This is a genomic window from Kribbella sp. NPDC000426 (assembly GCF_040300265.1).
GTDB lineage: Bacteria > Actinomycetota > Actinomycetes > Propionibacteriales > Kribbellaceae > Kribbella.
In genome coordinates this window covers 489,122-506,303 of sequence record NZ_JBEPDK010000001.1, presented here as the reverse complement: position 1 = coordinate 506,303, position 17,182 = coordinate 489,122, and the positions used below count along the sequence as shown (strand labels likewise).

Below are 17,182 nucleotides of genomic sequence, written 5' to 3'. Positions count from 1 at the left end.
CCGGGGTACTGCGAGACTGACCCCGTGTGGGATCTGGTGATTGTGGGGGCCGGCCCGGCGGGTGCCGCGGCCGCGCTCGGTGCGTTGGGGGCGGATCCGAGTCTGTCGGTGCTGCTGGTCGACCGGCACGACTTTCCGCGGGACAAGGCCTGTGGCGACGGCATCGCTCCGCACGTACTCGATCTGCTCGCCGGCGTCGGCGTCAAGGGGATCCTCGACGACTGGACCCCGGTACGGCGGTTCGTCCTGAACCGCGGGAGCGCCGGCGTCGACCGAGAGATGGCCCGGCCGACCTGGGTCGTGCCGCGGATGGTGTTCGACGAGCGGCTCGTCAAGGCCGCACAAGAGGCCGGCGCGCAGCTGATCCGGCGGCGGGTCCGCAGCCTGGCAGTCCAGCGGCAGTCCGTCACGGTCGACGGCGACCTGCACGGTCGGTTCGTCGTTGGCGCGGACGGCGCCCATTCCGTCGTACGGCAGGAGCTCGGAACGAGGCCCGGTCCGGTCGCGCTCGCGATCCGCGGCTACGCGCCGACACCCTCCGCGCGGGCGGCGAGCCAGGTGATCGCGTATGGTCCCGGCCGGCAACCGTCGTACGCATGGTCCTTCGATCGCGGCGACGGCTGGTCGAACGTCGGGTACGGCGAACTCCTCGCCGGCACGCGCCCCACGCGGGCCGACCTGCTCAAGAACCTCGAGACGCTCCTGCCGGGAGCGACCGATGGCGGCAAGTCGTGGTGGGGCCATCACTTGCCTCTCGCCGGCTGGTCATGGCGACCGCAGAGCGGGCCGGTGCTCCTCGCCGGCGATGCGGCCGGTCTCATCAATCCGATGACCGGTGAAGGCATCTATTACGCAGTCGCGACGGGGCTCATCGCCGGCCGGTCGATCGCGGATGCACTACGGTCGGGCGACTCGGACGCAGGTACGCCGTACCGACGCCGGACGTCCCGCCTGTTGTCGAGGCACCTGCGGCATACCGCACTCGTCGCGCAGCTCAGCCGCTCCGACCGGATCCTCGACGCTGGCATCCGCGCGGCCAACGCCGAGCAGGGCATCTTCGACGACCTCGTCGAACTGGGCCTCGCCGACGGCTACCTCACTCGCCGGCTGCTCCGGAAGCTGCTGCCTTGACGGCGTAGTCGACTGCATCGGTCACACGCTCGACAGGCCAGCCCAACGCGGTCGCCAGCTCGTCAGGGCTGAGGTGGCGCTCGGCCTTCCAGAGGACGGCGAGAACAGAGAGGCAGTCATGGAAGCCCGCGCCGCCGGACATGTCCTCGCTGAGTCGCTGGAAGAACTCGGCCATCTGCGTCAGCCGCTCGCCGGCCGGGGTGTCGCGCCCGACCAGGTCGACGCCCTCGGCCGCGGTCTCGGCCCAGTTGAAGTTGGTCCGCGCACTGATCTCCCACGCCTTCAGCCAGACATCCTCGGCGATCACGTAGTGCTGGAGCCGGCGCTCCGGGTCGGGCTCGCGATGAACCATTCCAACCCGCTCCAGGTATCCGATCGCCTTCGAGATCGATGCCGGGCTGACCCGCAACTCCCGCACGAGATCAGCCGCGGTGAGCGTGCGCGAGTCCGACGTATAGAGCAGTGCGAGGACCCGGGATGCCATCCGCGGCAACCCGCCGTCCACCATCATCTCTGCGAACCGTTCGACGTACGCCGCGCGCGGATCGCTGGGCCGACTCGTGCTCGCCGTACGACTCGCATCCGGCTGCCGTCGCCGGGCCCGGGAGGCGGTCGCGTAGTGCGCGTGATCCGCCCGGTATCCGCCCGCGCCGCCGTTGCGGTTGACCTCGCGGCTGATCGTGGACGTCGGCCGCTGCAGTTGACGCGCGATCTCGGCGTACCCGAATCCGTCGGCCAGGCCGGCCGCGATGTCGAGCCGGTCCTGGTGACTCAGCCTGCCTCCGGGCATCCGGTTCCTCCGCGCGTTTACCGTCAGGTCATTGCAACGCATTGCGTTCTCTCACAATCTCATTGCACAGAATGCCAGGTATTACAGGGTTTTGCGAGCAGCGATCCTTCTATCACGATTGCCGGTTGAGTGAACGCAACGTAGCTTCGCTGCCATGGTGCTGACAGTGGACGGTCTGCGGATGCGGTACGGCGACCGCGAGGTCCTGCATGAGGTGTCGTTCGACGCGAGCGCCGGCGAGGTGATCGCGTTGCTCGGCCCGAACGGCGCCGGCAAGAGCACGACGATCGAGATCCTCGAAGGCTTCCGGCTTCGTTCGGCGGGCCGGGTCGAGGTGCTCGGCGTCGACCCGGCCGCGGGTGACGAACGGTGGCGGTCGCGAATCGGCATCGTGTTGCAGTCCTGGCGCGACCACGGCAACTGGCGGGTCCGCGAGCTCCTGCATCACCTGGGCTCGTACTACGCGCCGTACGCGGCTCCTTGGCCGGCAGACGAACTGCTCGACGCGGTCGGGCTCGCCGCGCAGGCGCAGCAGAAGATCCGGACGCTGTCGGGAGGCCAGCGCCGGCGGCTCGATGTCGCGATCGGGATCGTTGGTCGGCCCGACGTACTGTTCCTCGACGAGCCGACAGCCGGGTTCGATCCGGAGGCGCGGTACGAGTTCCATGAACTGGTTCGGCGGTTGGCGGTCGATCAGGGTACGACGATCCTGCTCACCACTCACGATCTCGACGAGGCGAGCAAGCTCGCGTCCCGCATCCTCGTCCTCGCCGGGGGCCGCATCATCGCGTCCGGCACAGCCGCGCAGCTGATCGCGGCGGTCGATGCGGGCTCGCTTGAAGATGCCTATCTGGCCTTGGTTCGACAGGAGCACCCATGAGATTCCGACCCGGCCTGCAGCGCGGGCTGATCGAACTGCGTCAGTCGTTCACGAACCCGGCCGAGCTGACCAGCCACTTCCTTTGGCCGGTGCTGATGCTGATTGCACTGTTCTTCCTCCGTCATCGCGACTTCGGCTCGACCGGTCTGTTGCTCGGCGCGCTTGCGCTGCCGAGCATCCTCGGCATGAACGCCGCGATGGGCATGGTCAGCATGAGCCAGCTCCTCACGGCCGATCGAGCCGACGGCACGCTGCTCCGCGCAAAGGCCATACCAAACGGTATGGTCTGCTACCTCATCGGCAAGGTCGTTTCGGTCGCGGGCGGGCTGTTGGTCGATCTGGCGATCCTCTTGATCCCCGGCTTGATCATCGTGGACGGGATTGCACTCGGCTCGGCGCACTGGTTCACGTTGGTCTGGGTCCTGTTGCTGGGCCTGGTGGCGACGTTGCCGATCGGCGCCGTTCTCGGTTCATTGCTCACGACCGCGCGGTCCCAAGGACTGATCCAGTTGCCGATGCTTGCGCTGATCGCAATCTCCGGCATCTTCTATCCCATCACCGCACTCCCCAGCTGGCTGCAGTCCATCGGCCAGCTCACCCCCATCTACTGGATGGGCCTAGGCATGCGCTCCGCCCTCCTCCCACCCGAAGCCGCCACCGTCGAACTAACCAACTCCTGGCGCCCCCTGGAAACCGCCACAGCCCTCGGTCTCTGGGCTGTCGCTGGTTTGTTGCTCGCTCCCGTCGTCCTCCGCCGAATGGCTCGCCGTGAGTCCGGCTCGAAGCTCACCGAACGCCGCGACCAAGCCCTCCGCCGCGTCGCGTGATCGTGAGTCGGATGATTGAGAGATGATGCAGGCGTGGGTGGTCGAGCGGCCTGGGCCGGTTGACGGTGGTTCGCTTCGCAGGGTGCGGCGGGCGCTGCCGGAGCCGGGGCCTGGTGAGGTTCTGGTGAAGGTCGAGGCCTGCGGGATCTGCCGGACCGACCTGCACCTCACCGAAGGCGACCTCCAACCGAAACACCCCGGCGTCATCCCGGGCCACCAGGCCGTAGGCACCGTGATCGCCCGAGGGCCAGCAGACAGCCAGACCACGACCGCCCGCGCCGCGACCGGCGACAGCTTGGCGGGTCGTGGGCGGTTTGGGGTGGGGGAGCGGGTGGGGATTGCTTGGTTGCGGGGGACTTGTGGGAGGTGTGAGTTCTGTCGTGGGGGTAGGGAGAACCTCTGCCCGTGGTCGACGTATACGGGCTGGGATGCCGACGGCGGGTTTGCGGAGTACGCCGTGGTGCCTGAGGACTATGCCTACGCCCTGCCGGATGACCGGCCTGCGGAGGAGCTGGCGCCGTTTCTGTGTGCTGGGATTATCGGCTACCGCTCCCTGCTGCGGGCGAACCTGCCGCCCGGTGGCCGGCTTGGGATCTACGGGTTCGGGTCCAGTGCGCACCTGACCGCGCAGCTTGCGAGCGCCCAGGGGGCCGAGCTGTTTGTGGTGACCCGTGGCGAGAAGAACCGCGCGCTTGCGCGCGAGCTGGGTGCGGCGTACGTCGGCGACCGCCCACCGGTGCCGCTGGATTCGGCGATCGTGTTCGCCCCGGCCGGCGACGTGGTCCCGCATGCGCTCGAGGCGCTGAAGCCCGGTGGCACGGTCGCGGTTGCCGGCATCTACCTGTCTGACGTACCGGTGCTGAACTACGAGCGACATCTCTTCCACGAGCGCGACCTCCGCAGCGTCACGTCCAACACGCGTCGCGACGGGGAGGAACTGTTCCGCCTGGTGGCCCGTCTGCCGGTCCGGCCGCATACGACGGTCGTCCCGTTCGACAAGGTCGATCAGGCGCTCGCAGACGTCGCCCACGGGCGTGCGAGCGGCTCTCTGGTTGCGGTCCTCGACAGTTGAACCGCTCCGCCCCGCCGCGCGTTTCCACTAGACAGGGGAGCGTTAGAACTGGGTGAAGATTCGACCGGGTGGGCGGGCCGAACTTCAGAGCTGACTGCTAGCTGCGTTAGATTTGATCAAATCTAACCGAGCTGCCAGGGAGCGTGAGCATGCGTAGACAGGATCCGGCCAGGCAACAGTGGTCGATCCTTGCTGCCGCGGCCCGGAAGGACGGCCGGTGCTGAGCAAGGTCCTCGGCGCGGTGGGTCTTCTCCTGCTGGTCGTCGGGGCGGTGTTCGCTGTCCGGCCGGTGCACGCCGGCGGTGACGGCTGTGGCTCGGTCTTCCAGCCAGACAAGGGCATCACGCCGATGCAGTGCGACGCCCGGCTGAGCAGCCGCGGCGACCTGGTCACCGGCTTCGGCGCGGGCGGCGCCGCGCTCATCGTCACGGCCGTGGCGGTCGCCGCCGTCCGCGACCGCCGTACCCGCGTCACCTCCTCCTGACGACTGCCATCGGGGATCAGCGAACGATCGTCGCGAGCACCTCGTTGAAGGCCTCGGTGGAGGACGGGTGCGTGTAGATCGAGTCGCGTAGTTCGGTGGCGGTGATCCGGTGCCGCATCGCGAGCGTGACCACGTTGATCAGCTCCTGCGCGTCGATGCTCAGCAGCGCCGCCCCGAGGATCTCGTCGGTCTCGGCGTCGATCACGAACTTCATCACGCCGCGGGTCTCCTCGACGATGTACGCGCGCGGCATCGCGATGATGTCCGCCACGTTCTCCATCCCGATCCGGACCTGGTACCCCGCTTCGCGTGCCGCCTTCTCGGTCAACCCGACCGTCGCCAGCGGCGGCGACATGAACAGGGTCTGCGGTACGGCGACCCGGTCGGCCGTCGACCGCTTCCCGCTACCGAGCAGCTGGTCCAGCACGATCCGGCTGTCGTCCAGCGAGATGTAGGTGAACTGCGGCCCGCCGTTCACATCGCCGAGCGCGAAGATGTGCGGCCGGCTGGTCCGCAACTGCGCGTCGACCTCGATCGCCCCGGACGACGTCGTACGGACGCCCGCGTTCTCGAGCTTGAGCTCGGCAGTGGCCGGCGCACGTCCGGTCGCGGCCAGGACCGCGTCGACCGTGAGCGTGTGCTCGCGACCGCCCTTGCGGTAGACGACGGTGTCCTCGTCGCGGATCTCCAGTACTTCGGCGCCGGCGACGATCTCCACGCCCTCGCCGGCCAGGATGTCCGCCGCCACTGCCGCGACATCGTCGTCCTCGCGGCCGAGGATCCGGTCCGACGACTCGAGTACGGTCACCTGGGTGCCGAACCGGCGGTAGATCGAGGCGAACTCGATGCCCTGGTACCCGCCGCCGATCACGGCCAGCCGGCCGGGCAGGTGCGCGGTGTGGATCAGGTCGACGTTGGTCACGGTCCGCGGGCTCTCGCGCAGTCCGGGGATGTCCGGGATCACCGACTCCGACCCGGTGTTGATCAGGATGGTCTCCGCGGCGATCCGTACGTCGCCGACCGCGACGGTGTGCTCGTCGACGAACGACGCCGTACCGGTGATGACGGTGATGTTCTCCGCGTCGTTCAGCGCGCTGTAGTTCCCGGCCCGGAACGTCGAGGTCAGGGCCTTCACCTCGGCGATCGACCGCTCGAACCACTCCTCGGGCGAGTCGTCCGGCCGACGCTTGCTGGAGTGGTGGACGAGCTGCTTGGTCGGCACACAGCCGACGTTCGGGCAGGTCCCGCCGTACATCTGGTCGGAGCGTTCGATCAGGATCACCCGACGACCGGCCCGGCCGAGCGCGGCGGCCGTCACCTTCCCGCCCTTGCCGAAACCGATCACGACGACATCTGCCGTCAGGTTGGAAGTCATGCTCTTGAGTCTGCGACGTAGTCTTGAGTCAGAACAGTCGATAAGTGCTCAATTTCATGCTGAGGCGTCTCATGGATCTGATCAGTCACCTCGTCGGCCTGGCCCGCATCGGGGCCAGGGTCGACAAGCGCTGCCTGTTCGCGGCCGACACCGAGATGAAGGTGCCGGCGTACGCCGACGACGAGGCCGCGTTCCACTTCGTCCTCGAGGGCGAATGCACACTCGAGCTTCCCGACCGCGAGATCCAGCTGAGCGCGGGCGACGCGGTCCTGCTCGCCGAGAGCCCCGCGCACATCATCCGTACGCCGGGCGCGGGCCGGCTGCGGGCGTCCGTCGAGACACCGGGTACGGCGTTCGACACCGTGAACAGCCCGTCCGGCGAGGTGACCACCGACATCTTCTGCGGCCACTACACGGTCGGATCCGGCTCCGGCGTACTGCTCCTGCGCAGCCTGCCCGATCCGCTGGTCGTCTCGTTCGGCACCGACGAATCGGTCCGGGCGCTCGCCGAGCTGCTGCGCGCCGAGGCCCGCGACGAGGGTCCGGGTACGGCGGCGATCGTGGACTCGCTGTGTGCCGCGCTGCTCGCGATGATGCTCCGCCGCGGCGGCCTGCCCGGCGCCGCGCCCTGGACCGCACTCGCCGACCCGCGAATCGCGACCGCGGTGGAGGCCGTACTGCGGGACCCCGGCGCCGACTGGACCCTCGAGCGGCTGGCCGCGACCGCGTCGATGTCGAGGGCAACCTTCGTCCGGCACTTCGCCCGGCTCACCCCGACCAGCGTCGCCGCTTTCGTGACCCAGCTGCGGATGATGGTGGCCGCCGACCTGCTGACCGACGACCAGACGGTGGCAACGGTCGCCGGCCGGGTCGGGTACCGCTCGGAATCGGCGTTCAGTCAGGCGTTCCGGTCGGCCACCGGCAGCACGCCCGGGAGGTATCGCCGTACTCTCAAGGCTTGACCTTGACACTGTGTCAAGCCGGAAGGTCGTGGCATGTTCACCATCGGAGACTTCGCCGCGTTCGGTCAGGTGTCGGCGCGGATGCTGCGGCACTACGACGCGCTCGGGCTGCTCCGCCCGGCCGTCGTCGACGAGGTGACCGGGTACCGGTTCTACTCGGCCGACCAGTTCAGCCGGCTGAACCGGATCGTCGCGCTGAAGGATCTCGGGTTCACCCTGCAGCAGGTCGGCGAGATCGTCGACGCGAAGCTGTCGGCCGAGGAGCTGCGCGGCATGCTGCGGTTGCGGCAGGCCCAGCTCGAGGACGAGCTCGCCCGCAGCACCGCCCGGTTGACCAGCGTCGAGGCGAGGCTCCGACTCATCGAGAGGGAAGGTCACATGCCTACCGACGACGTCGTCCTCAAACGCATCGCCCCGGCCCGGGTCGCCGAGCTGTCCGCGATCTCGCCGAGCTACGACGGTGAGGACATCGGTCCCGTGCTGCAACCGCTGTTCGGTCAGCTCTTCGAACGACTCGGGACGGCCGGTATCAACCCGTGCGGCTCGCCGGTCGCGTACTACGAGCAGGCCGACGGCGAGACGGTCCGCGTCCACGCCGCCGTACCCGTCGACGCCGCCAAGACGGCCGACGTCGACGTCCTCGAGCTGCCCGAGATCGCGCAGGCGGCCACCATCGTGCACAAGGGCGACATGATGGAGGCCGAGCGCAGCATGCAGACACTCGCGCGGTGGATCGAGGACAACGGCTACCGCAGCCAGGGGTACGCGCGCGAGGTCACGCTCCAGTTCGACCCGGACAACCCGGCGAACTGGGTGCACGAGTTCCAGATCGCGGTCACAAAGCCGAACTGATCGTCGCGAACGAATGCGGCGGCAGCGTCACCCGTAGACCGCGGGGCTCCGGCTCGACACTGAGCGGAGCCGGAGCCACCGCGTCGGGATCGCCGGGCGTGTTGAAGGCCTGCGGCTTCGATGCCGTCAGCAACCGTCCGGCCGGATCCCGCACGTCGGCACCGCGCAGATCCAGTACGACGTCCAGCGGCGCCGCCGGATCGAGGTTGCTGACCGACACCAGTGCCCGGCCGTCCTTCACCGACGCGGACGCCGACACCAGCTCCATCGACCCGTATGTCGGCTGCTCGACCACATGCACCGGTACCGCGGTCGCGTCGTGATGTCCCTTGTTCATCTCGAACACGTGGTACGTCGGGGTCCGCACCAGCCCGCCCCCTGGGTCACTGTCGTCGGTCAGGAGCATCGCCTGCAGCACGTTCACGGTCTGCGCGATGTTCGCCATCACCAGCCGCTCCGCGTGCTTGTGGAACACATCGAAATGCAGGCTCGCCACCAGCGCGTCCCGCATAGCGTTCTGCTGGTACAGGAAGCCCGGGTTCGTGCCCGGCTCGACGTCCCACCACGTGCCCCACTCGTCCAGCACGAGACCGAGCTTGCGCTCCGGGTCGTACGCATCCATCAGCGCGGAGTGCCCGCGGATGACCCGGTCGATGTCCTGCGCCTTGCGGATCGTCGCGTAGTACTCGTCGAGACCGAAGTCGGTCGCGCTGCCCTTGTGCTCCCACGTCCCAGCGACCGTGTAGTAGTGGAACGAGATCGCCTGGAACAGGTTCTTCGGACCCCGCTCGCACCCGAGGCAGCTGACCGCCTTCAGCAGTGCTTCGGTCCACGCCAGGTCGTCGTCGGCCGCACCGGCCGCGATCCGGTACAGCTTGTTGTCGCCGTGGTCCTTGAGGAACGTCGCGTACTGCCGGGCCAGATCGGCGTACGCGTCGGCCCGCATGTTGCCGCCGCAGCCCCAGGTCTCGTTGCCGATCCCCCAGAACGGGACCTGCCACGGCTCGTCCCGGCCGTTCGCCCTGCGTGCGCGGACCATCGGGCTGTCGCCGTTGCGGGTCAGGTACTCGACCCACTCGCTCATCTCCCGCACGGTCCCGCTGCCGACGTTCCCGTTCACGTACGGCGCCGCGCCGAGCAACTCGCACAACGCCATGAACTCGTGGGTGCCGAAGTGGTTGTTCTCCTCGACGTTGCCCCAATGCGTGTTGACCATCGACGGCCGGTCCGCCTTCGGCCCGATCCCGTCCTGCCAGTGGTACTCGTCCGCGAAACACCCGCCCGGCCAGCGCAGGTTCGGGATGTCCAGCGCCAGCAACGCCTCGACCACGTCGAGCCGGATCCCGCCCTCGTTCGGGATCGGGGAGTCCTCGCCGACGTAGAAACCGCCGTAGATGCAGCGCCCGAGATGCTCGGCGAAGTGCCCGTACAGGTGCCGGCTGATGGTCGGACCGGGGACGTCGAGATCGATCACGACCCGGGCAGTGGATGCGATGGACAACGGATTTCTCCTTGAGCTAGATAGTCAGGTTCGGTCCGACCGCGGCCAAAGCCGCTACTGTACGGCGCAGTCTCGTCGGAGACTCCTCTACGTAAGGTGGGTGACATGAAGCGAGCGGGGCGGCGGGGTGGGGATGGACAGAAGCCGGCCACGACCGCGGTGACGATGGCCGATGTCGCGCGGTCCGCGGGGGTGTCCACGATGACCGTGTCGAACGTGATCAACGGGCGACCGCGGGTCGGTGCCGCGACGCGTGAACGGGTCCTGCGCGCGATCAGCGACCTCGGGTACCAGGTCAATCTGGCCGCCCGGCATCTGCGCGCCGGCCGGACCGGAGTGGTCGGTCTCGCCGTTCCGGAGCTCGAGCGTCCGTACTTCGCGCAGCTGGCCGGCCGGCTCGCGGACCGGTTCGAGGCACACGGGTTGCGCATCGTGATGGAGCGCACCGGTGCCAGCCGCGAGGGGGAGGCGGACGCGGTCGCGTTCTCCCGGCTGCGGATGTACGACGGGCTCGTCCTGAGCGTGGTCGACAGCGACCCGGCCGAGCTGACCCAGCTCCGCAACGACGAGCCCGTGGTGATGATCGGCGAGCGGGCGCTGCCGTCGAAGTACGACCACGTGATGATGGACAACATCGACGGCGCCCGGCAGGCGACGGCCCATCTGCTCGCAACCGGCGCCCGGCGGATCGCGATGCTCGGCGGCAATCCGGAGATCGTCGCGAGCATGCCGGGACTGCGCGCGGAGGGGTACGCGCTCGCGCATGCCGACGCCGGCGTGCCGATGAATCCCGCGCTGACGGTCCGCTCCAGCTTCAGCCTGCAGGACGGGTACGACGGGATCCGGTCGCTGCTCGACCGCGGGATTGCCTTCGACGCGGTGTTCGCGCTGACCGATGTGGTTGCCGTGGGCGCGCTCCGGGCGCTGGCCGATGCGGAGCTGCGGGTGCCCGAGGACGTCCAGGTGATCGGTTTCGACGACATCGACGAAGCGCCGTACCTGGTCCCGGCGCTGTCCACCATCAACCCCGGGCACGAGCAGATGGCGGACTCGATCGTCGCGCTGCTGATGGCGCAGATCAACGGCGGCGCGGGCGGCGAACCGCAGGAACTGATCGCGCCGGCGCGGCTGATCCTGCGCGGCACCACCAAACCTGTCGTCTGACACCACGGTCCACCTCGTCACGCAGCGGGAAGCTGTTGCGGAGAGGTATATCGATAAACCCCGCTCATGACAAGACCTCGGCCCGGAACCGCCCCTGAAGCGGTTGCCGGGCCGAGGAGTGGGGGATCAGTCCGCGATCAGAGTCGCGATCTCGGTCAGCTGGGCGTCCCTGAGCGGTCCGAACGCCATCGCGCCGGCGTTCTGCTCGGCCTGCTCGACCGTCCGGAAGCCTGGGATCGGCACGGTCTTCTCGCTTCGCGCCCACAGCCAGGCGAGAGCTCCCTGGGCCAGTGTCCGGCCGTCGCTCTGCAGCAGCTCGCGGATCGCGGACACCTTGTCCCACCACTCAGGAGCCGGTACGCCACCTTCCGCGAAGTACCGCAGCCAGGACGGCGGCAGCGTGCGGATGTCGGCGCCCGTCGCCGGACTGCTTGCGTCGCGGCGACCGAGGATGCCCATCCCGAGCGGAGTCCGGTTGATGCTCGCCAGATCCTCGCGCTCGCACAACGCGAAGAAGTCCGGGGCGTCGTGCAGGACGCTCGCCTCGTGCTGGATCGCGGCGCAGTGTTTGCCCTGGGCAAAGAGCTCCGCGCTGTGCAGTGTGTCGGTGCTCCAGGCGTAGCTCCGGATCAGCCCTTCGCGCACGAGATCCTCGCACGCGTCCCGTAGCGGCAGCGCGATCTCGTCGGTGGTGTCGAAATGCAGCTGGTACAGGTCGAGGTAGTCGGTCCCGAGCCGGTCGAGCGAAGCCCGCACGGCCTGGTGTACGTACTCAGGGGTTGTGTCCTGGTGGTGCATGACCCTGGTCGACTCGTCGAACGTGTTGCCCCACTTGGTGGCGATGACAACCTGGTCGCGTATCCCGGCGAGAGCCTTGCCGAGTACGCGCTCGCTGTGGCCCGCGCCGTACACGTCGGCGGTGTCGAAGAAGGTCACCCCGAGCTCGACCGCCCGCCGGATCGCCCGCGCCGACTCGTCGTCGTCGACCTCGCCCCAGCCCAGCGGTTCGCCGGCCGGGTTGCTGAACGGACCGCCGATCGCCCAGCAGCCGAATCCGACCGGGCTGACCTCGATCCCTGCTCGTCCCAATCCGCGCATATCCATGCCGTCGACTCAACCAGCCGGCGGTTCATCCGTCCAATGAATCCTCCGCCATCAGTTGATGCGCTCAGCGCATGAAGGATGCCAAGGGTTTACCTTCCGGCAACTGTTAGGTAACCTTCCTAACAATTCTGCTCCGCGCCCCCGGAGGTACATCGTGAGACTGCGCCTGCTTGCGCTGGTGCTCCCGATCGGTCTGCTCGCCGCGCTCGGCGGATCCGCGGCCGACGCCCGGACGAACGCCGATGCCCTGCTCTCGCAGGGCAAACCGGTCCTTGCCTCAAGCATCGAAGGCGATACGCTCGCCGCCACGAAGGCGGTCGACGGCAACACGTCGACCCGCTGGGCCAGCGCCGAAAGCTCCGATCCGCAGTGGATCCGGGTCGATCTCGGCCAGCCGGCCGCGATCGGCCGCCTCAAGCTCAGCTGGGAGGCCGCGTACGCGAAGGCGTACCGGATCGAGGTCTCCGACGACGGGACCACGTTCAGTTCGGTCAAGGAGGTTGCGAATGGCAACGGCGCGACCGACGACCTGACCGGCCTGCAGGCACACGGCCGCTATCTCCGCCTGGTCGGCACGCAGCGCGGGACGTCGTACGGCTATTCGCTGTGGGAGCTGGAGGTCTACGGGACCCCGGACTCGAGTGGCGACACGCAGGCGCCGTCGGTGCCGACCGGCTTGAAGAGCACCGGCGCCACGGCCACCTCGGTGGCCCTGAGTTGGTCGGCGTCGACCGACAACGTGGGCGTGAGTGGGTACGACGTACTGCGTGACGGCGTCGTGGTCGCGTCGACGCCGGGTACGCAGTACAACGACGCCGGGCTGACCGCGAACACGTCGTACCGCTATTCGGTGCGGGCCAAGGACTTGGCCGGCAACGTGTCCGCGGCGAGTACGGCGATCACGGTCACCACGAGCGCGGGCGGGACGGGCGGGTTCATGCTCGCGGCGGCCGGCGATATCGCGGACCGGTGTACGGCGTCCGACTCGAGCTGCATCCATCCGAAGACGGCCAAGCTGGTCGAGGCGATCAAGCCGGCCGCGGTGCTGACGATCGGCGACAACCAGTACGACGACGCGCACCTGACGGACTTCCAGAAGTACTACGCGAAGACGTGGGGGAAGTTCAAGGACATCACGCATCCGATCCCGGGCAACCACGAGACGTACGACGACGTGCCGTACGACGGCTACCACAAGTACTTCGGGTCGATCGCGACACCGCAGGGCAAGAACTACTACAGCTGGGACCTCGGCAACTGGCACTTCGTCGCGCTCGACTCGAACGACTTCGTCAAGGAAGACGATCTCCGCGAGCCGGCGCAGCTGACCTGGCTGAAGCAGGACCTCGCGAAGAACACGAAGGGCTGTATCGCGGCGTACTACCACCATCCGCGCTTCAGCTCCGGTGACCACGGCGACAACCCCGATGCCGCGCCGCTGTGGCAGACGCTGGTCTCCGCGAAGGCCGACCTGGTCCTCAACGGGCACGACCACCACTACGAGCGCTTCCTACCGCAGAACGTCAACGGCAACCCGGATCCGAACGGGCCGGTTCAGATCATCGGCGGCATGGGCGGCGCCCCGCTGTATCCGGTGCACGCCGCGCATCCGGCGACCGCCAAGATCATCTCGGACTTCGGCGTACTGAAGCTGTCGATGACCGACACCACGTTCACCAGTCAGCTGATCGGTCTGGACGGGAAGGTCCTGGACAGCAGCCCGACGTACAGTTGCCACTGATGTACCTCGCGTCCGTCGGCCCGCTGCGGACACCACTGCGCCGGGTGCCGGGGAATGTCGTTGCCCTCGGCATCGTCAGCCTGGTGACCGATGTCTCGGCCGAGATGGTGACCGCGATCCTCCCGCTGTACCTGGTCTTCGGGCTCGGGCTGAACCCGCTTCAGTTCGGCTTGCTCGACGGCCTGTACGCCGGGGCGACCGCGGTACTGCGGCTGGTCGGCGGACATGTGGCCGATCGCTGGGGACGGCTCAAGACCGTCGCCGGCGTCGGCTACGCCCTCTCCGCGATCTCGAAACTCGGGTTCCTGGCGGCAGGTTCGACGGTGCCTGCGATCGGCGCGGTCCTGGCGGTCGATCGCGCCGGCAAGGGCATCCGTACTGCGCCGAGGGACGCACTCATCTCGTTGAGCAGTCCGCCCGAAACGATGGGCCGCTCCTTCGGTGTCCACCGAGCCCTCGACACAGTCGGCGCCTTCCTCGGCCCGCTGGTAGCCACGGCGGTGTTGTGGGCCAGCCTCAACGACTACAACTCGGTCTTCGTCACCAGCTTCTGCCTGGCAGCCTGCGCTGTCATTCTCCTGACCACCACGGTTCGCGATCACACTCCACCACCGCCGGCGCCAACTCAGCTAAGGATCTTCGGGCTGCTGCGCGACCGCGACTTCCGGCGGTGCTGTGTTTGGGCTGCAGCACTCGGTCTGTTCACGATCACCGACTCCTTCGTCTATCTCGCCGTACAGCGGCGTTGGGACATCGCCACCAGCCTGTTCCCGCTCCTCCCACTCGGCACGGCCGGCACGTTCCTCGTGCTGGCCATCCCGCTCGGACGTCTCGGCGACCGCATCGGACGTTGGAAGGTCTTCCTCGCCGGCCACCTGGCCCTGATCCTCGCCCTGCTGCTCATCTGCGGCCCGACCGGCACTTGGTGGCTCGTCCTCGCCCTCCACGGCACCTTCTACGCCGCCACCGACGGCGTACTCCCCGCCGCAGTCGGTCCGCTCCTCCCTGAACAACTCCGTGCCAGCGGTCTGGCCGTCCTGCAGACCGGTCAAGCCCTGGCTCGCATGGCCGCCGCCGTCACCGTCGGCCTCCTCTGGACCCTCTGGGACCTCCGACCCGCAATCCTCGCCATCACCCTTGCCTTGCTGGCCGTCACGATCGCCGCCGCCATCCTCAAACCCCTGGAGGTACGCCGATGAGCCGCCGACTCCTCCTCTCCGGGCTCGCCGTCGTCACGCTTGTCGGCGCCGCGATCACGTACGTCGTCCACGCCCGCACCGGCGGCGCGACCGAGAACGCCGTACCGGTCGTCACCGGTCAACCGATGACACTCGAGGCGAGAACGCTCTTCTTCCGCAACCTCGCCGACGGACCTGACTCCGGCCGCCTGGCCGCCGTGCCCGTGGGTGATCCCGGTGCTGCCCGGCGTGTGGGGGAGTTGCACTGCGACCGGTTCGCCGCGGCCCGCAGTACGGCGATCTGCCTGCGGCTGAAGCCCGGTTCGCTGCCGCCGCTGACCGACATGATCGTCCTCGACGCGAACCTCCACGAACGCCACCGCGAAACGTTGCCCGGGACACCGAGCCGGGCCCGCGTGTCGCCCGACGGACGGATCGTGAATTGGACAGTGTTCGTCACCGGCGACTCGTACGCCGCGACCGGCTTCTCGACCCGGACCGGCCTGTACGAGGTGGACACCGGGCGACTGGTGAAGACCATCGAGGAGCTCGCGGTCTTCGTCCACGGCAAGCGGTACTTCGCCTCGGACGTGAACTACTGGGGTGTCACGTTCGGGGCCGACGGCAACCGTTTCTACGTGACGCTGGGCAGCAGGGGAAAGACGTACCTGATCGAGGCCGACTACCGCGCGTACCGCGGAACCGCGATCGCCGAGAACGTCGAGTGCCCGTCCCTGTCACCGGACGGTCGCAGAATCGCCTTCAAACAAAAGGTTGCCACCGGCACCTGGCGCCTAGCCGTCCTCGACCTCACCACCCACCAGATCATCCACCCACCGGAATCCCGCTCCGTCGACGACCAGCCCGTCTGGCAGGGCAACTCCACCCTGCTCTACCCCCTCCGCAACGCCACCAACTCCTCAGACACCTGGTCCGTCGGCCTCACCACACCCCCCAAACTCCTGATCCCCCAGGCAGACACCCCGTCGTTCAGCTCGCCGAACTGATCACCCCGCGGCGCGGGCGGCGATTGCTCGGTTCATCGCCTCGAACTGCGGCTTGATGGTGTTCTTGAGCATGGACTGGGTGAACGGAACCGCCGCGCCGGTGAACTTCTCCTCCTGGACCAGGTGCGTGCGTCCGCCGGGCAGCGCGGTCAAGCGGAACGAGTGCTCGCCGGTGAACAACGCGCCCGGGGGCACCTTGCCGACCCAGCGCAGCTCCTGGTCGGGGACGACGGCCAGGAGTGTCGGGTCGAACTTCGTTTCGCTGCCCTTGGTGTCGCGCAGCACGTTGGTGATCTTGCCCCCGACCTTCAGATCGCCGGTCGAGGAGATGATGAACGGGTTCCACTCCGGGTAGGTCTGGCGGTCGGTGAGCACCTTCCACACCTGCTCGGGCGACGCGTCGATGTCGAGCTCGGTGTGCAAGGTGAACGGCCGGACGACCGTATAGACCGTGTAGCCGGCCAGCAGGACGAGAACGCTGCCGAGGGCAACGAGGAACTTCTTCATGACTTCTTCTCCGGTCCGAGAGTGCTGTGCACCAGCGCCCTCACGTAGGCGGGATCGATCGGCTCACCCGTGATGAGGAGCCGGTAGTACAGCGGTCCGACGAGCTGGTCGACGACGACGCCGGGATCGGCGTGCGCGAGCAGCAGCCCGTCGGACTGGGCTTGGGCGATGACTGCAGTGACGGCCGCGTGGCGCTCGGCCCAGAGGGCGCGGACGCTGTCGCCGACGCGCGGTTCGCGGGCGGCTGCGGCGGTGAGGTCGGCGACCAGCGTGGTCGGGATGACCTCGAGAGTTGCGGCGATGCCGGTGACGAGCTCGGTCAGGTCGCGTCGTGCGTCCCCGCTCGGCTCGAACGGCACGGCGCTGCGCAGGCCGGCGATCATCGCGACCACCAGCTCCGCCTTGCTCGGCCAGCGCCGGTAGATCGTGGTCTTCGCGACCCCGGCCCGTTCGGCGACACGATCGACCGACATGCCGTCGTACCCACGGGCTCGCATCTCGGTCATCGCGGCCTCGAGCACCCGCCCCTCGACGCCGGCGTCCCGCGGTCGCCCTCGTCCCACCATCGCCATCCTCTTTTCGCTACTGCGGTGTCGAAATCAGAGTA

Annotated in this window: 17 protein-coding genes; 11 read left to right on the top strand and 6 right to left on the bottom strand. The window is 68.3% G+C overall.

From position 1 onward, the window contains the following. Window positions 1–24 precede the first annotated feature (24 nt). Window positions 25–1,131 (top strand): NAD(P)/FAD-dependent oxidoreductase, encoded by a 1,107-nt coding sequence (locus ABT313_RS02410; protein ID WP_350847808.1) that lies wholly within the window; start codon window positions 25–27, stop codon window positions 1,129–1,131. Here ABT313_RS02410 and ABT313_RS02405 read toward each other — a convergent pair. Continuing rightward, the gene (locus ABT313_RS02405; protein ID WP_350847806.1) at window positions 1,097–1,921 is read right to left on the bottom strand and encodes a GbsR/MarR family transcriptional regulator; all 825 of its coding nucleotides are present in this window, start codon (window positions 1,919–1,921) and stop codon (window positions 1,097–1,099) included. The two genes, ABT313_RS02410 and ABT313_RS02405, sit on opposite strands and share 35 nt — an antisense overlap. A 154-nt stretch (window positions 1,922–2,075) precedes the next feature. Here ABT313_RS02405 and ABT313_RS02400 point away from each other — a divergent pair, with 154 nt between their 5' ends. From ABT313_RS02400 to ABT313_RS02385, 4 genes are all read left to right on the top strand, one after another. Beyond that, on the top strand, window positions 2,076–2,801 hold the full coding sequence (locus tag ABT313_RS02400) for an ABC transporter ATP-binding protein (protein ID WP_350847804.1): 726 nt from the start codon (window positions 2,076–2,078) through the stop codon (window positions 2,799–2,801). Further along, window positions 2,798–3,628 (top strand): ABC transporter permease, encoded by an 831-nt coding sequence (locus ABT313_RS02395; protein ID WP_350847802.1) that lies wholly within the window; start codon window positions 2,798–2,800, stop codon window positions 3,626–3,628. Before ABT313_RS02400 ends, ABT313_RS02395 begins: the two co-directional genes overlap by 4 nt. A gap of 22 nt (window positions 3,629–3,650) precedes the next feature. Beyond that, window positions 3,651–4,700, top strand: a complete 1,050-nt coding sequence (locus ABT313_RS02390) for a zinc-dependent alcohol dehydrogenase family protein (protein ID WP_350847800.1) — start codon at window positions 3,651–3,653, stop codon at window positions 4,698–4,700. A 217-nt stretch (window positions 4,701–4,917) separates the two neighbouring features. Beyond that, on the top strand, window positions 4,918–5,184 hold the full coding sequence (locus ABT313_RS02385) for a hypothetical protein (RefSeq protein ID WP_350847799.1): 267 nt from the start codon (window positions 4,918–4,920) through the stop codon (window positions 5,182–5,184). 16 nt (window positions 5,185–5,200) lie between these two features. Here ABT313_RS02385 and ABT313_RS02380 read toward each other — a convergent pair whose 3' ends face one another. Then, window positions 5,201–6,559 carry an FAD-dependent oxidoreductase gene (locus ABT313_RS02380; protein ID WP_350847797.1) on the bottom strand — a complete coding sequence of 453 codons (1,359 nt, stop codon included), beginning with the start codon at window positions 6,557–6,559 and terminating at the stop codon, window positions 5,201–5,203. Window positions 6,560–6,630: 71 nt separating this feature from the next. Here ABT313_RS02380 and ABT313_RS02375 point away from each other — a divergent pair, with 71 nt between their 5' ends. Continuing rightward, window positions 6,631–7,521 carry an AraC family transcriptional regulator gene (locus ABT313_RS02375; RefSeq protein WP_350847795.1) on the top strand — a complete coding sequence of 297 codons (891 nt, stop codon included), beginning with the start codon at window positions 6,631–6,633 and terminating at the stop codon, window positions 7,519–7,521. Between the two features lie 33 nt (window positions 7,522–7,554). After that, window positions 7,555–8,373 carry a MerR family transcriptional regulator gene (locus ABT313_RS02370; protein ID WP_350847793.1) on the top strand — a complete coding sequence of 273 codons (819 nt, stop codon included), beginning with the start codon at window positions 7,555–7,557 and terminating at the stop codon, window positions 8,371–8,373. On the opposite strand, the gene ABT313_RS02365 is transcribed toward ABT313_RS02370, so the two are convergent. Next, window positions 8,357–9,874: an alpha-N-arabinofuranosidase gene (locus tag ABT313_RS02365; RefSeq protein WP_350847791.1), complete on the bottom strand. Its 1,518-nt coding sequence runs from the start codon at window positions 9,872–9,874 to the stop codon at window positions 8,357–8,359. The two genes, ABT313_RS02370 and ABT313_RS02365, sit on opposite strands and share 17 nt — an antisense overlap. Window positions 9,875–9,979: 105 nt before the next feature. Here ABT313_RS02365 and ABT313_RS02360 point away from each other — a divergent pair, with 105 nt between their 5' ends. Next, window positions 9,980–11,038, top strand: coding sequence for a LacI family DNA-binding transcriptional regulator (locus tag ABT313_RS02360; protein ID WP_350847789.1), 1,059 nt, complete (start codon window positions 9,980–9,982; stop codon window positions 11,036–11,038). Between the two features lie 126 nt (window positions 11,039–11,164). Here ABT313_RS02360 and ABT313_RS02355 read toward each other — a convergent pair whose 3' ends face one another. Further along, window positions 11,165–12,142 (bottom strand): aldo/keto reductase, encoded by a 978-nt coding sequence (locus ABT313_RS02355; RefSeq protein WP_350847786.1) that lies wholly within the window; start codon window positions 12,140–12,142, stop codon window positions 11,165–11,167. Window positions 12,143–12,296: 154 nt separating this feature from the next. On the opposite strand from ABT313_RS02355, the gene ABT313_RS02350 reads away from it, so the two are divergent. Genes ABT313_RS02350 through ABT313_RS02340 form a run of 3 tightly spaced genes read left to right on the top strand, consistent with a single transcriptional unit; the run spans window position 12,297 to window position 16,068 of the window. Further along, window positions 12,297–13,883 carry a discoidin domain-containing protein gene (locus ABT313_RS02350; protein WP_350847784.1) on the top strand — a complete coding sequence of 529 codons (1,587 nt, stop codon included), beginning with the start codon at window positions 12,297–12,299 and terminating at the stop codon, window positions 13,881–13,883. Next, window positions 13,883–15,082: an MFS transporter gene (locus ABT313_RS02345; protein ID WP_350847782.1), complete on the top strand. Its 1,200-nt coding sequence runs from the start codon at window positions 13,883–13,885 to the stop codon at window positions 15,080–15,082. Before ABT313_RS02350 ends, ABT313_RS02345 begins: the two co-directional genes overlap by 1 nt. Continuing rightward, a complete protein-coding gene (locus tag ABT313_RS02340; RefSeq protein ID WP_350847780.1) occupies window positions 15,079–16,068 on the top strand; it encodes a hypothetical protein in 990 nt (329 codons plus the stop codon). The genes ABT313_RS02345 and ABT313_RS02340 overlap by 4 nt, the downstream gene beginning before the upstream one ends. Here ABT313_RS02340 and ABT313_RS02335 read toward each other — a convergent pair whose 3' ends face one another. Then, complete coding sequence (locus ABT313_RS02335; RefSeq protein ID WP_350847778.1) at window positions 16,069–16,575, bottom strand: SRPBCC family protein; 507 nt, start codon at window positions 16,573–16,575, stop codon at window positions 16,069–16,071. Then, window positions 16,572–17,141, bottom strand: a complete 570-nt coding sequence (locus tag ABT313_RS02330; RefSeq protein WP_350847776.1) for a TetR/AcrR family transcriptional regulator — start codon at window positions 17,139–17,141, stop codon at window positions 16,572–16,574. Before ABT313_RS02330 ends, ABT313_RS02335 begins: the two co-directional genes overlap by 4 nt. Window positions 17,142–17,182: the final 41 nt, after the last annotated feature.

Bases quoted from the DNA above. Each gene is read 5' to 3' on its own strand.
- ABT313_RS02405 (WP_350847806.1), bottom strand. From the start codon at position 1,921: ATGCCCGGAGGCAGGCTGAGTCACCAGGACCGGCTCGACATCGCGGCC.
- ABT313_RS02400 (WP_350847804.1), top strand. From the start codon at position 2,076: ATGGTGCTGACAGTGGACGGTCTGCGGATGCGGTACGGCGACCGCGAG.
- ABT313_RS02395 (WP_350847802.1), top strand. From the start codon at position 2,798: ATGAGATTCCGACCCGGCCTGCAGCGCGGGCTGATCGAACTGCGTCAG.
- ABT313_RS02390 (WP_350847800.1), top strand. From the start codon at position 3,651: ATGATGCAGGCGTGGGTGGTCGAGCGGCCTGGGCCGGTTGACGGTGGT.
- ABT313_RS02380 (WP_350847797.1), bottom strand. From the start codon at position 6,559: ATGACTTCCAACCTGACGGCAGATGTCGTCGTGATCGGTTTCGGCAAG.
- ABT313_RS02375 (WP_350847795.1), top strand. From the start codon at position 6,631: ATGGATCTGATCAGTCACCTCGTCGGCCTGGCCCGCATCGGGGCCAGG.
- ABT313_RS02370 (WP_350847793.1), top strand. From the start codon at position 7,555: ATGTTCACCATCGGAGACTTCGCCGCGTTCGGTCAGGTGTCGGCGCGG.
- ABT313_RS02360 (WP_350847789.1), top strand. From the start codon at position 9,980: ATGAAGCGAGCGGGGCGGCGGGGTGGGGATGGACAGAAGCCGGCCACG.
- ABT313_RS02355 (WP_350847786.1), bottom strand. From the start codon at position 12,142: ATGGATATGCGCGGATTGGGACGAGCAGGGATCGAGGTCAGCCCGGTC.
- ABT313_RS02345 (WP_350847782.1), top strand. From the start codon at position 13,883: ATGTACCTCGCGTCCGTCGGCCCGCTGCGGACACCACTGCGCCGGGTG.
- ABT313_RS02340 (WP_350847780.1), top strand. From the start codon at position 15,079: ATGAGCCGCCGACTCCTCCTCTCCGGGCTCGCCGTCGTCACGCTTGTC.
- ABT313_RS02335 (WP_350847778.1), bottom strand. From the start codon at position 16,575: ATGAAGAAGTTCCTCGTTGCCCTCGGCAGCGTTCTCGTCCTGCTGGCC.
- ABT313_RS02330 (WP_350847776.1), bottom strand. From the start codon at position 17,141: ATGGTGGGACGAGGGCGACCGCGGGACGCCGGCGTCGAGGGGCGGGTG.